This window comes from Flavobacterium sp. W1B, assembly GCF_047344965.1.
Lineage (GTDB): Bacteria > Bacteroidota > Bacteroidia > Flavobacteriales > Flavobacteriaceae > Flavobacterium.
Genome location: NZ_CP178845.1, coordinates 3067020 through 3079832, shown reverse-complemented (window position 1 = coordinate 3079832; position 12813 = coordinate 3067020). Strand labels below are relative to the sequence as shown.

The window sequence follows — 12813 nt, the reverse complement described above, 5'->3', positions numbered from 1 at the left end:
GTGCTATTTTTGTAACTTCTTTTACAAATATGAAAGCACAACAAATGACAGAAAAGATACAGCCGCCAGTTGCTAAAATTATACCTACTAAGTTAGAAAAGTTCGGAGATGTAAGAATCGATGATTATTTTTGGTTGAATGATAGAGAAAATCCCGAAGTAATTGATTATCTGAATAAAGAAAATGAGTATTATCAAAAGATGACGGCTCATACTAAAGATTTTCAAAAAGATTTATTTGAAGAAATGAAATCTAGGATTAAGGAAGATGACGAATCTGTCCCTTATCTTTATAATGGCTATTATTACATTACCCGTTTTGAAAAAGGAAAAGATTATCCAATTTATTCCAGAAAAAAAGAAAGTCTTTCGGCCAAAGAAGAAATCATGTTTGATTGTAATGAGCTTGCCAAAGATCATAAATATTTTAAATTGAGTGGATTAAGTATTAGTGTTGATAATCAATATGCTACTTATGCTTTGGATTTAGTAGGAAGACGAATTTATACGCTGCATTTCAAAAATCTTGCTACCGGAGAAATTCTAGCCGATAAAATTGAAAATGCAACAGGAAATACAACTTGGGCTAATGATAATAAGACTATATTTTATACCAGACAAGATGAAAAAACCTTGCGCTCTGATAAGGTTTTTAAGCATAAATTAGGTGATGAAACTTCAAAAGACGAACTGGTTTACTTTGAAAAAGACGATACCTATAATGTTGGTGTTGGTAAAGACAAATCAAAAAAATATATTTTCATCAGTTCTTCAAGTACTTTAACAACTGAGTTTAGAACTTTATTAGCCGATAATCCTGAAGGGAAATTTACTCTTTTTCAAAAAAGAGTAAGAGGTTTAGAATATAGTATTTCTTTTTTTGGAGATAACTTTTACATTGTGACTAATAAAGATAAGGCGACCAATTTTAAATTGATGAAAACACCGGAAACGGCAACTTCAAAAGAAAATTGGCAAGATGTTATTGCGCATAGAGAAGACGTTTTACTAGAAGATATTGATATTTTTAAAGACTTTTTGGTTGTTTCAGAAAGAAGCAACGGCTTGAATAAAATTCGTATTATGCCTTGGAACGGTAAAGACGAATACTATTTGCCTTTTGAAAGCGAAACCTATACCGCTTATACGACAACCAATGTTGATTTTGATACTGATGTTTTGCGCTACGGTTATCAATCAATGGCTACGCCTGCTTCGGTAATTGATTTTAACATGAAAACCAAAGCAAAAGAAATCAAGAAAGAGCAAGAAGTACTTGGCGGTAAGTTTGATAAAAACAATTATATCGAAGAGCGTGTTTGGGCTACTGCCACTGATGGAACAAAAGTACCTATTTCTATGGTTTATAGAAAAGGATTGAAAAAAGATGCTAAGAATCCTTTGTTATTGTATGCTTATGGATCTTATGGGCATTCTATGGATGCTTATTTTTCTTCAACAAGACTTTCTTTACTCGACAGAGGTTTTATTTATGCGATAGCGCATATCCGCGGAGGAGAAGATTTAGGCAGAAAATGGTATGAAGATGGGAAATTGTTGAAAAAGAAGAACACCTTTACTGATTTTATCGATTGTTCTAAATATGTTATCGATCAAAAGTATACATCTCCAGAACATTTGTATGCCGAAGGCGGTTCAGCCGGTGGTTTATTGATGGGAGTTATTGTAAATTCGGCGCCAGAATTGTATAAAGGCGTTATTGCACAAGTTCCTTTTGTAGATGTGATGACTACAATGTTAGACGATACGATTCCATTGACCACGGGCGAATATGACGAATGGGGGAATCCAAATGTGAAAAAATATTACGACTACATGAGATCTTATTCTCCGTATGACAATGTGAAAGAACAAAATTACCCTAATATGTACGTGTCTACAGGACTTCATGATTCACAAGTTCAGTATTGGGAGCCAGCAAAATGGGTTGCCAAGCTAAGAAAAATAAAAAAAGATGCAAATATTTTATATCTTGATACTAATATGGATGCTGGTCATGGTGGGGCTTCCGGAAGGTTTGAGGCTCTAAAAGAACTGTCAAAAGAGTTCAGTTTTTTGTTAGATTTAGAGAAAATTAATAAGTAATTGGTTTTTTTGTGTTAAATTTGCAACGTATCAAAGTCAAATAAAATTGACCTAGATTAACTATTTTTTTATGAAAGAAGAAATAAACGCTTACAATAATGTTTTAGAATTAATAGGTAATACGCCCCTTATTAAGCTAAACAAAGTCACCGAAAAATTAGAAGGTAATTTCTATGCCAAAGTAGAAGCTTTTAATCCGGGACATTCCTCAAAAGACAGAATTGCACTATATATTATTGAGCAGGCAGAAAAAAAAGGAATATTATCTCCAGGAGATACCATTATAGAAACTACTTCAGGAAACACCGGTTTTAGTCTAGCAATGGTAAGTATTATAAAAGGATATAACTGTATTTTAGCAGTTAGTTCAAAATCTTCGAAAGATAAAATTGACATGCTTCGCAGTTTAGGCGCTAAAGTTTATGTTTGCCCAGCCCATGTCTCTGCCGATGACGAACGCTCATATTATAATGTTGCCAAAAGATTGCACGAAGAAACCAAAGGATCCGTTTATATCAATCAATATTTCAATGAATTGAATGTTGACGCTCATTATAAATCAACAGGACCGGAAATTTGGAAGCAAACCAACGGTAAAATCACCCATCTTGTTGCTTGTAGTGGTACTGGAGGAACAATTTCTGGGACGGCAAAATTCCTAAAAGAGCAAAATCCTAATATTAAAGTACTTGGTGTTGATGCTTTTGGTTCTGTATTGAAAAAATACCATGAAACAAGAGAGTTCGACAACAGCGAAATTTATCCTTACAGAATAGAAGGTCTTGGTAAAAACTTGATTCCATCAGCTACAGATTTTGACGTGATCGATAAGTTCATGAAAGTAACTGATGAGGAAAGTGCACACACAGCAAGAGAGATTACAAGAAAAGAAGGATTGTTTGTAGGTTACACCTCAGGAGCCGTAATGCAAGCGATAAGACAATATGCCGAAGAAGGTGAATTTGACAAAAACAGTAATGTAATTGCTATATTCCCTGATCATGGTTCTCGTTATATGAGTAAGGTGTTTAGTGATGACTGGATGAATGAACAAGGGTTCTTTGACAGTGTTAATGAAGAAGAAGCACAAAAAATTGAACTTATAAAATAGAGTTTTCTATTTTTAACTATAAAAAAAACTCCAGAGCAATCTGGAGTTTTTTGTTTTTATAACTTTTGTTATTCTGATCAAAGAGGAATTATTTAGCTTAAATTTATCCAATTATATCAGCTGTAGATTTGTGATAGTACAATTAATACAATTGCTATTAAAGCCAAAAATAGACCTAAATAATTTCTTTTGCTTAATCTTTCTTTAAATAAAAAGATTCCCGCTAAACTACCTAGAATAATTACTCCCATGTTCATTGCTGCAAAAACGGTTGATGGATTATCCGAAAAAGCTTTATGCGCTTTTAGATAGAAAAGAATATTACCAAAGTTCAAAACACCTACTAAGGCACCAAAAATGAAATTAGTGGTGCTTAATTTCGTTTTTTTGAAAACCACTTCATATACAATAACCATTGTCATTAGTGTCATTGCAATGCAAAATATGACAAATAGAGAGCTAGTATAAGGCAGCTTAGTATATAGGGAAATTTGTTTGAATAATACGTCTATAATTCCAAAACCGACCAATACTAAGGCGGGATAAATCCACTTGTTGTTGGTGTTTTCTTCCCGTTTAGACAGAATAAGTAATAAGCCAGCCAAGGCTATAAAAAATGCGATGACTTTAAGCTTGTTAAATTCTTCGCCAAATAGTAACCAAGCCGCTAATATGGGAATAAACAATGAAAGCCGCTGGGCAGCATCAGTTTTTACAATTCCCATCTGTTTTATTGATAACGCCAGAAAAAGGAATACAGCAGGAAGTAAAAAACCAAGAGAAATATAGATATTCCAAGGCGCTGTGTTGTCTATAGCCTCTAAATCAGGATTAAATGATACATAACAGAGCAGTAGTGCGAAAATATAATTCCATGTTATAATTTGCGTATTATTTACCGTGTAGTTGCGTGAAATTTTAAAAATGATTCCTACAGTTACGCTACATAAAATACTTAGGATGAGAAATAACATTATTGTCTTTTTTAGTTTAAGAATATCTAATAAAAAACTCCAGTATAACTGGAGTTTTTTTGTTTTTATAATAAGAAATGTTAAGCTTCTTCCATTGTATGGTAAACGTTCATCACATCATCATCTTCTTCCATTTTTTCAATCAATTTTTCTACATCAGCCATTTCAGCTTCCGATAGTTTTTTAGTGATTTGCGGAATTCTTTCAAATCCAGAAGAAAGTATTTCGATTCCTCTGCTTTCCAATTCTTTTTGGATGGTTCCAAAACTATTAAAAGGAGCATAGATTAAGATTCCATCTTCATCTTCAAAAACCTCTTCGGCACCAAAATCGATTAATTCTAATTCTAATTCTTCGGGATCAAGTCCGTTTGCCGGAATTCGGAAATTACAGGTATGGTCAAACATAAATTCAACAGAACCTTGCGTTCCCATCGTTCCATTGCATTTGTTAAAGTAACTTCTAACATTGGCAACAGTTCTATTATTGTTGTCAGTAGCTGTTTCAATTAAAAGCGCAATTCCATGCGGTGCATAACCTTCAAAAAGTACTTCCTTGTAATTGGCAGTGTCTTTATCTGTTGCTTTTTTAATGGCACGTTCTACGTTATCTTTAGGCATGTTGGCAGCCTTTGCATTTTGGATAACGGCTCTCAATCTAGAGTTGGCCTCCGGATTAGGTCCACCTTCCTTAACAGCCATTACGATATCTTTTCCAATTCTGGTAAATGCTTTAGCCATTGCTGACCAACGTTTCATTTTTCTACCTTTTCTGAATTCAAATGCTCTTCCCATTTCTAATTTGTTATTTTGAATTGCAAAAATACGGTTATTAGTTTTTTTACCAAAATCAAATTATCTACTTTTTGTGAAAAGAGTTCAATAATCAATCCCGAATTTTATTTAAGTGCCCTAAAATCATTCAAAATAGCGATTGCCTCATTCAAATAATGATTTTTTTCAAGTATTTTTAGTTGGTATAGATTGTTTGTTTTTTCCAATGGATGAATTGTCAAAAGATATTGATTTAGATTTGAATTGTGTATGTTTAATCCGTTCGTTTTTGAATCAAAAGCATTAACGTCTTCCCATAGGCAATTTAAATCTGTTTTTTCTTTAAAAACAGCATCAATAGTTAATGGCATTGGTAATTTTGGTTTTTTAATGATGTCATCTATTTTCGAATTTATTCTTTTTATTTCATTAAAATAGGAGTTAGAAGCGATTCTTTTCTTACTTTTTTTTGCAATTTCAAGAATCAAATTATTCTCTATAAAAGGTTTAAAATCAAGAGTTGTAATTATGCTGTCGTTTTTAAAGGCAGTAGGACTGTCAATCTCTTTTGGATAGATTGTTTCAAATATTTCAGGAAGATGTGCATTTGGAATAATCCCTATGGCTTGATCGCTTTTGCCGGTTACCCTATAAAATTTGTTAATGGTCAGTTTTACAAAATTCGTATTATCGTTTTTTTCTAATGGCAATATGGTTTGCATAGTTGCTTTGCCTAAGCTTGTATTTCCTATCAATAAAGCCCGATTGTAGTCTTGCATTATCGAGGCGAAAAACTCAGTTGCCGAAGCCGAATTATTGTTTATGAGTATGACAATAGGTCCATTATAAATCATTCCTTCATAGGGATCATTTATTAGCATTTGAGCTTGTTTATTGTCGGTAATAATAGAAATAGGACCGTAATCAATAAACATCCCTGCCAGTTTTATAGCCTCTTCGATTGAACCGCCACCATTATCGGTTATATCAATAATAAGACCTTTGATATTGTCTTTTTGTAGTTTTAATGCTTCTAAGGCTGCGTCTTCTGCAGATCCTTTTTCGCTGTTTTCTTCATAATCGGTATAAAAACTAGGGATTTTTATATAACCAAATTTATCATTTTTATGCTCAATGATAAAGCTGTAAACGGTGTTTTCTTCATCTTTCAGTAGTTGTTTTTCTACTAATACATCAAAATTTTTGCTGGAATTTCTTTTAAGTGTTAGCTTGATTTTTTTGTTGGTATCAGACAGAATCATTTTCGAAATTAGATCCAGCGTGGAACAAGAAACATCTAGTGTTTCCTTTAGATTTGAAATCGAAATAATTTGATCTCCTTTTTTTATTTTTCCGGTTTGGAAGGCGGGACCGTTTGGGTTCAACTCATAAATAATAATCTCGTTTTTTTCGTTCAAACTCACATTCATTCCTAAAGAAAGGTGCTCTTTAGATAAAGAAGCTACAAAATTAGATTTGGTATTCACGTTGAAATAGCTTGTATGTGGATCAAAATAATTGCAAAAGTAGTTGAATATGTTTTCGCTGTAATTCGTTTCATTCTGCAATAAGTTGTTTATTTTGCAAAGTTCATTCTCAATAATTGTTCTTTTAGAAGTAAATTCCAGTGTTTTAAAATTAGCTTTTATAGAGTCTAAATTTTTATGTTTTGAAGCTATATCATTGAGGATTTCATATCTTAATTTTTTTGTCAAAACTTTTTCGGTTTGATTTTCCTGCAGATAAAAAGGAAATCCTTTTTTGTTAAATCGAACGGTATCTTTCAGTTCATAATCAATGTTTATGGTGTCTATTTTTTCTAAAATAGACTTGTTTCTCAAAAGATCTTTTTTATATATCGATATGATTTCGGGGATAAAAGAGCAATTTTCAGCATTGATGAAATCGTCAATGTTGAAACGGTATTTTTCGGAGAGTGTTTGGTATTCTGATTTAAGAAAGATATTTCGGGAAGGATCCAGTTCATTGATAAAGCGATCAAACACAAAAACCGATAAACTATCGTCTATCGGTTTTGGATGAATATGCTCGCTTTGAATAAGCGTATTTATTTTAGAAATAATTTCACATGTTTTTCCGTCATTTTGAGCAAAGAGCGAAAATGTTGTAAAAACTACTATTAGTGTAATCTTTCTCATGAGTCCTACATCATCTATTACGTTTAAAATTAAGCCTTTTTTTGAAAAAAGTGACTTAAAAAAAACATAATTTTTAGATAGAGAACCTTAGTATTACTTTTTGTAAAAAGGCAATTTTACTACTTTGGCAGGAACATCATTTTTGCGGATTCTAATAAAGATATCGCTGTCAACGGCACTGTTTGCCACTGTTACATAACCTAATCCAATTCCTTTATTCATCGATGGAGACATAGTTCCCGAAGTTACAATCCCGATTACAGTTCCTGTTGCATCTACAATTTCGTAATCATGTCTTGGAACCGCACGCTCTTGCATTTCAAAAGCAACAATTTTTCGGCTAACGCCTGCTTCTTTTTGCTTTTTCAAGTTTTCAGAATTGGTAAATTCTTTTGTGAATTTAGTAATCCAACCCAATCCAGCTTCCAATGGCGAAGTGGTGTCGCTAATGTCATTTCCATACAAACAAAAACCCATTTCAAGACGTAAAGTATCCCTTGCAGCAAGTCCGATTGGTTTGATTCCAAAGGCAGCTCCCGCTTCAAAAACTTTATTCCAAATTTCTTCCGCTTGGTCATTTTTACAATAAATTTCAAAACCTCCAGAACCGGTATATCCAGTAGCCGAAATAATTACATTGTCAAAGCCAGCAAAATCAGCAACTTCAAAGTGATAGTAAGGAATAGCAGCCAAATCTATAGATGATAAAGATTGCATCGCTTCAACCGCTTTAGGTCCTTGAATTGCAAATAAAGAATACTCATCTGAAAGGTTTTTCATATCAGCTCCTACATCATTATGAGCCGAAATCCATTCCCAATCCTTGTCTATATTCGAAGCATTTACAACTAATAAATACTCTTCATCTTTCATTTTATAGATGATTAAATCATCTACAATTCCGCCATCATTGTTTGGCAAACAAGAGTATTGCGCTCTACCGATTGTCAAAGTTGAAGCATCATTAGAACAAACTTTTTGAATCAAAGCCAATGCATTTGGTCCCGTAAGCAAGAATTCACCCATGTGAGAAACATCAAAAACTCCTACGGCATTACGCACCGTTTCGTGTTCAGCATTAACTCCTTCATAAGTAATTGGCATATTGTATCCGGCAAACGGAAGCATTTTAGCTCCCAAACTTTCGTGGATGTGCGTAAGCGCAGTATTTTTCATTGTATTGTTGTATAAAATTTCAAGTGGCTAATTTATTGATTTTTTATGGAGTGGCAAAGTCAAAAAGAAACAGATTCAAACGATTTAGTTATTCTACTTTCTAAGTAATTGCTTGTTGTGTTTTTGATTGATTCTAATTTTATTTATTAACTATTTGATTGCTATTAGTTTTTGATTTTTATTAGAAACATAAAAAGATTTTTAGTTATCAAAGCTTCGATATTTCTTTCGATTAAGAACCATTTTTTAAGATTTTAATAAAACTAAAAAGGCAAATCAAACTTAGGGTTCGATTTGCCTTTTTTCGTCATTTTGTATTAATTTTAAACAATCTTAGTATTTTGCCGATTCATTCTCTTTGGGAATTGATTGCTTGATGAAGTTTCTGATGTCTTCATTGGCAGTTTCTAAATCTTGTTTTCTTAAATACATCATATGTCCGCTACGGTATCCTTTCCAACTCATTCTGTCTTTTAACTTTCCGCTAGGATCCATTTGCCATAAATTGTATTTTGAATTAAAATAGTCACAGGCACCATCATAATATCCGGCTTGAACCATTACATGCAAATAGGGGTTTTGTGCCATAGCTTGGCGCAGATTTTCCCCGGTTTTATCGTTCGAATTATCCCAAGGACGCACAGATCCAAACATATTGTATTTAAAATCGGTTTTGTAATTCAGATTATTGCGAAGGTAGATATTGATTGCAGGAGTAAAGGAGTGCAGCCAAGAAGTTAGTTCAGCATTAAAATCAGGTCCGTCACCGGCATCTTTGCGGTCAATTCCTTTATAGCGAGAATCCAATCGGCCTATAGTATATCCTTGATCTCTCAAGAGTTCTTTCCAAAAATAATTAAAAGGAACATCTAAATTATTTTGCAAAACTACTTTTTCTGAAAGTCCAGAGTAACGCGCTATTTTAGCAGCTATTTCTTTTCTTTTTTGTTCATCCAAAGATCCACCTTTGCTTAATGCAGGTAGCAGTTCATTGATGGTAAAATCTTCTACTTCCGGCAACATTGCTGTCAAATCTTTATTCTGTAAATCAGGACTCAGTGTTTTATGATACCAGGCTGTAGCTGCAAAATAGGGCAGTTTTAGTGCAGCATCCGATGCCACTCCACGAGCTATTCCTAATTCAGTTGGTGATACTAAAATAACTCCATTGAGATACATCCATTCGCTGTTTTGTAATTCAAGAGCCAGTCCAGAAACGCGGGTTGTACCGTAGCTTTCACCAATCAGATATTTTGGCGATGCCCAACGGTTGGTACGTGTTACAAATCCGCCAATCCAGTCGGCTAGGTATTTAATATCGGCATTTACGCCAAAAAATTTCGTAGTTGGTATGTCTTTGCTTGTTGCTCTGGAATAGGCGGTGTTAACAGGATTTACAAAAACAATATCGGCAACATCCAAAATGGAATATGGATTTTCCTTAATTCCATAAGGTTGCAAAGGATAGCCTTCGTCATCTATATTAATTAAACTTGGACCTGTGTACGCAATTTGCATCCAAACTGAAGCAGAACCAGGGCCACCATTGAAGGAAATTACTAGCGGACGAGCGGCACGATTTTTAACATCGGTGCGCTCATAATAAGTATAGAATAATCCTGCAATTGCTTTCCCGTCTTCGTCCCAAACCGGCATCGTACCTGTGGTTGCTTTGTAGGGAACTTTTTGCCCTTTTATCGTAGTGGTATGCTCTGTGACAACATTTTGGTCTGGATTAAAAACTAAATTAGAGGCCGAATTATTTTCTTTAACAGCTTCTTTTGACTCTTTTGGCTGTGAACTGGATTGTTGGGCATTAGAAGTCTTAATAAATCCAACTAAGATTAATAAAAATAATGTTTTTTTCATAAGATTGTTTAACTGGTTTATGGAAAGTTAAATTTTAGGTTACTAAAGTATTGTTTTTTAAAGGAACGACAAAAAAGCCGGCGCATATTTGTAAGAAATGATGATGGATTTTGATTTAGTTAAACGAATCGATATTCTTATTAAATAGGCTGATTTTGTTTACTAGATCGGTTGGTTTTCATTTAATGTCGTAATTTTATACAAACAAAATTCCATGACGAATCTGATTTATATTGACAGAAAAGAAATCCTTAAACGCTACAAACCGATTGACAAACATACACACAAAGGCATTCAAGGGCATGCATTAATTATTGCGGGAAGTTATGGGAAAATGGGGGCAGCGGTGCTGGCTTCCAAAGCATGTCTCAAAACCGGCTGTGGATTAGTGACTGCTTTTGTTCCAAAATGCGGTTATGAAATTGTTCAAATCTCCATTCCGGAAGCGATGGTTTTGACGGATGTTGCAGAAAATTTCATCTCGGATATAATATTCGAAATCAAACCGCAAGCCATCGCAATTGGACCCGGTCTAGGGCAGGGATTAGTAACCCAAAATGCATTTCATGAATTTCTAAAAACCAATAGAATACCTTTGGTTACAGATGCCGATGCCTTAAATATTTTATCTCTAAATAAATCTTGGCTTTCTTTATTAGCCCCCAAAACTATTATTACGCCACATCCCAAAGAATTGGAAAGATTGATAGGGAAGTGGAATTCGGACGAAGAAAAATTTGAGAAAACGAAAGCTTTTTCTAAACAATATGACTTGATTGTGGTGATGAAAGGCGCACCAACGCATATTATTGACGGCGAAACGATTTATGAAAACACTTCAGGTAATGCGGCATTAGCCACGGCGGGAAGTGGCGATGTACTGACAGGAATGATTTGCAGTTTATTGGCGCAATCTTACGAGCCAATCCAAGCCGCGATTTTGGGCGTTTATCTTCACGGATTGACTGCCGATATCGCTTTACCCGAAACAGGGTATCAGTCTTTTATTGCTTCGGATATTATTTCGAATATCGGTAAAGCTTTTTTGAGTATTGAAGTATAAAAAAAGCCCTTAAAAAAGGGCTTTAGGAATTATAGTTGTAAACTGTTGAATAGATCAATCAGTTTTGTGTCAGATGGCCAGGGTGCACGAGCACTAATAATATTTCCGTCTGGATCAATAAGGATAAAGGTTGGGACTCCTTGGACAGCATAATCTTTGATGAAGGTTGAATCCCATTCATTTTCTGCTAATAATTGAATCCCGCTCAATTGTTTTTCTTTAACAAATTTTGACCATTTTTCTTGATCTTTTTTTGAATCTATCGAGATACTTACAAACTCGATGTTTTTGTCTTTATATTGTTCTTCCACTTTTTTAAGAAATGGAATTTCCTGAATGCATGGCCCACACCAAGTCGCCCAAAGATCTATATAAATGTATTTTCCTTTTAGACTCTCCAAAGAAGTTTTTCCTCCTTTTTGATTTTCATAATCAAATTTTGGAGATGGATTACCAGGTTTTAATGCATTGGTTGCTTTGTAATTTTGAGTGAGTATTTCTTTTAATTTTGGATCTGTTACAATAGCAGAAAATTCATTGTATGTTTTTTCGTAATTCGGATTATCCATACTGATATCTGCTATTGAGTTTTTAATTAGACGATTTTTTATGTTTTGACTTTTGAGAGCTTTGATTTCTGGAATTGCATTCTTCGCTGTAATGAACCAACTAGTGCTGTCCCCTTTTATGTTTTTATAGAATTTGGAAAATACTATTACCTTGTATTCACTTGAAAATAAATAGTCAGAATTATTATCTAGGTCAATTGTTTCGTCAATTTTAGGGAATGTTTCAGAAACTTTAAATCCATCCAATCCAGCGTAAATAGAATGATTTTCTTTGTAAATAAATAAATGTTTCTGTTCTAAATAATGGATATTTCTGGCTTCTTTTTCTTTGAAATTATTATCAGTAAATTTTGTTTTGCCATATAAAGTAATTACTGAATTTTTGATTTCTTTGAGTTTTTTTAAAAAAATATTTTCGTCCAATTTATAAAGATCATAATCTGGAATTTGAGTAGTTATATTTGATTTTTCAGCCAAGTATTGATTTTCGATACTTCCTTTGCCGGTATATTTTAAGCTGCGGTTAAAAGCGTTATCATCAGCAATAATTGTTAGTTTTGTTCCTTTTGATAGATATATAGGATTACTGTTTTGGGTAGTTTCAAGGGTGTAAATTCCATCATATTGGATAGTTAAGTTTGCTGAAAAACTCCCGTCAGCTTTTAATTTGATTTCTTTCTCAAATGATTCACCTTTAATGCTAATTATCCCTTTTTCGGTATTTGTAATTTTTCCCGAAATTGTTATTAACTCATTTGAAGTTGTGAATGAGGCTAAAACTAAAATTAGCAATAAATAGAGAGTTTTTTTCATAGCGGGTTATTTTAGGGTTACTCAAATATAAAACAATTCCTATAAAAATTAGTATTTATTTTTTAGAAATAAAAATAAAATATTGATGTTTAGTTTCATAATTTAAAGATTGATATCGCTTTGCCTGAAACAGGCTATCAGTCTTTTATTGCTTCGGATATTATTTCGAATATTGGAAAAGCCTATTTGACTTTGGAAAAT

9 protein-coding genes are annotated in these 12813 nt (G+C 33.4%); 3 read left to right on the top strand and 6 right to left on the bottom strand.

The window, feature by feature from the left end:
* Nucleotides 1-29 precede the first annotated feature (29 nt).
* Complete coding sequence (locus ACMDB5_RS13410; protein WP_413998765.1) at nt 30-2105, top strand: S9 family peptidase; 2076 nt, start codon at nt 30-32, stop codon at nt 2103-2105.
* Nucleotides 2106-2175: 70 nt separating this feature from the next.
* Nucleotides 2176-3216, top strand: a complete 1041-nt coding sequence (locus tag ACMDB5_RS13405; protein ID WP_413998764.1) for a PLP-dependent cysteine synthase family protein — start codon at nt 2176-2178, stop codon at nt 3214-3216.
* A gap of 116 nt (nt 3217-3332) precedes the next feature.
* Here ACMDB5_RS13405 and ACMDB5_RS13400 read toward each other — a convergent pair whose 3' ends face one another.
* The 5 genes from ACMDB5_RS13400 to ACMDB5_RS13380 form a co-directional block, all read right to left on the bottom strand.
* Nucleotides 3333-4190 (bottom strand): EamA family transporter, encoded by an 858-nt coding sequence (locus ACMDB5_RS13400; RefSeq protein ID WP_413998763.1) that lies wholly within the window; start codon nt 4188-4190, stop codon nt 3333-3335.
* A gap of 80 nt (nt 4191-4270) precedes the next feature.
* On the bottom strand, nt 4271-4984 hold the full coding sequence (locus ACMDB5_RS13395; protein ID WP_413998762.1) for a YebC/PmpR family DNA-binding transcriptional regulator: 714 nt from the start codon (nt 4982-4984) through the stop codon (nt 4271-4273).
* Between the two features lie 104 nt (nt 4985-5088).
* Nucleotides 5089-7122 (bottom strand): S41 family peptidase, encoded by a 2034-nt coding sequence (locus tag ACMDB5_RS13390; protein WP_413998761.1) that lies wholly within the window; start codon nt 7120-7122, stop codon nt 5089-5091.
* A 93-nt stretch (nt 7123-7215) separates the two neighbouring features.
* Nucleotides 7216-8298, bottom strand: coding sequence for a glycine cleavage system aminomethyltransferase GcvT (gene gcvT, locus ACMDB5_RS13385; protein ID WP_413998760.1), 1083 nt, complete (start codon nt 8296-8298; stop codon nt 7216-7218).
* Nucleotides 8299-8631: 333 nt separating this feature from the next.
* A complete protein-coding gene (locus ACMDB5_RS13380) occupies nt 8632-10167 on the bottom strand; it encodes a S10 family peptidase (protein ID WP_413998759.1) in 1536 nt (511 codons plus the stop codon).
* A 214-nt stretch (nt 10168-10381) separates the two neighbouring features.
* Here ACMDB5_RS13380 and ACMDB5_RS13375 point away from each other — a divergent pair, with 214 nt between their 5' ends.
* The gene (locus ACMDB5_RS13375) at nt 10382-11230 is read left to right on the top strand and encodes an NAD(P)H-hydrate dehydratase (RefSeq protein ID WP_413998758.1); all 849 of its coding nucleotides are present in this window, start codon (nt 10382-10384) and stop codon (nt 11228-11230) included.
* Nucleotides 11231-11259: 29 nt separating this feature from the next.
* Here ACMDB5_RS13375 and ACMDB5_RS13370 read toward each other — a convergent pair whose 3' ends face one another.
* Nucleotides 11260-12612: a TlpA family protein disulfide reductase gene (locus tag ACMDB5_RS13370; protein WP_413998757.1), complete on the bottom strand. Its 1353-nt coding sequence runs from the start codon at nt 12610-12612 to the stop codon at nt 11260-11262.
* Nucleotides 12613-12813: the final 201 nt, after the last annotated feature.

Bases quoted from the DNA above. Each gene is read 5' to 3' on its own strand.
- gcvT (WP_413998760.1), bottom strand. From the start codon at position 8,298: ATGAAAAATACTGCGCTTACGCACATCCACGAAAGTTTGGGAGCTAAA.
- ACMDB5_RS13370 (WP_413998757.1), bottom strand. From the start codon at position 12,612: ATGAAAAAAACTCTCTATTTATTGCTAATTTTAGTTTTAGCCTCATTC.
- ACMDB5_RS13405 (WP_413998764.1), top strand. From the start codon at position 2,176: ATGAAAGAAGAAATAAACGCTTACAATAATGTTTTAGAATTAATAGGT.
- ACMDB5_RS13390 (WP_413998761.1), bottom strand. From the start codon at position 7,122: ATGAGAAAGATTACACTAATAGTAGTTTTTACAACATTTTCGCTCTTT.
- ACMDB5_RS13380 (WP_413998759.1), bottom strand. From the start codon at position 10,167: ATGAAAAAAACATTATTTTTATTAATCTTAGTTGGATTTATTAAGACT.
- ACMDB5_RS13375 (WP_413998758.1), top strand. From the start codon at position 10,382: ATGACGAATCTGATTTATATTGACAGAAAAGAAATCCTTAAACGCTAC.
- ACMDB5_RS13410 (WP_413998765.1), top strand. From the start codon at position 30: ATGAAAGCACAACAAATGACAGAAAAGATACAGCCGCCAGTTGCTAAA.
- ACMDB5_RS13395 (WP_413998762.1), bottom strand. From the start codon at position 4,984: ATGGGAAGAGCATTTGAATTCAGAAAAGGTAGAAAAATGAAACGTTGG.
- ACMDB5_RS13400 (WP_413998763.1), bottom strand. From the start codon at position 4,190: ATGTTATTTCTCATCCTAAGTATTTTATGTAGCGTAACTGTAGGAATC.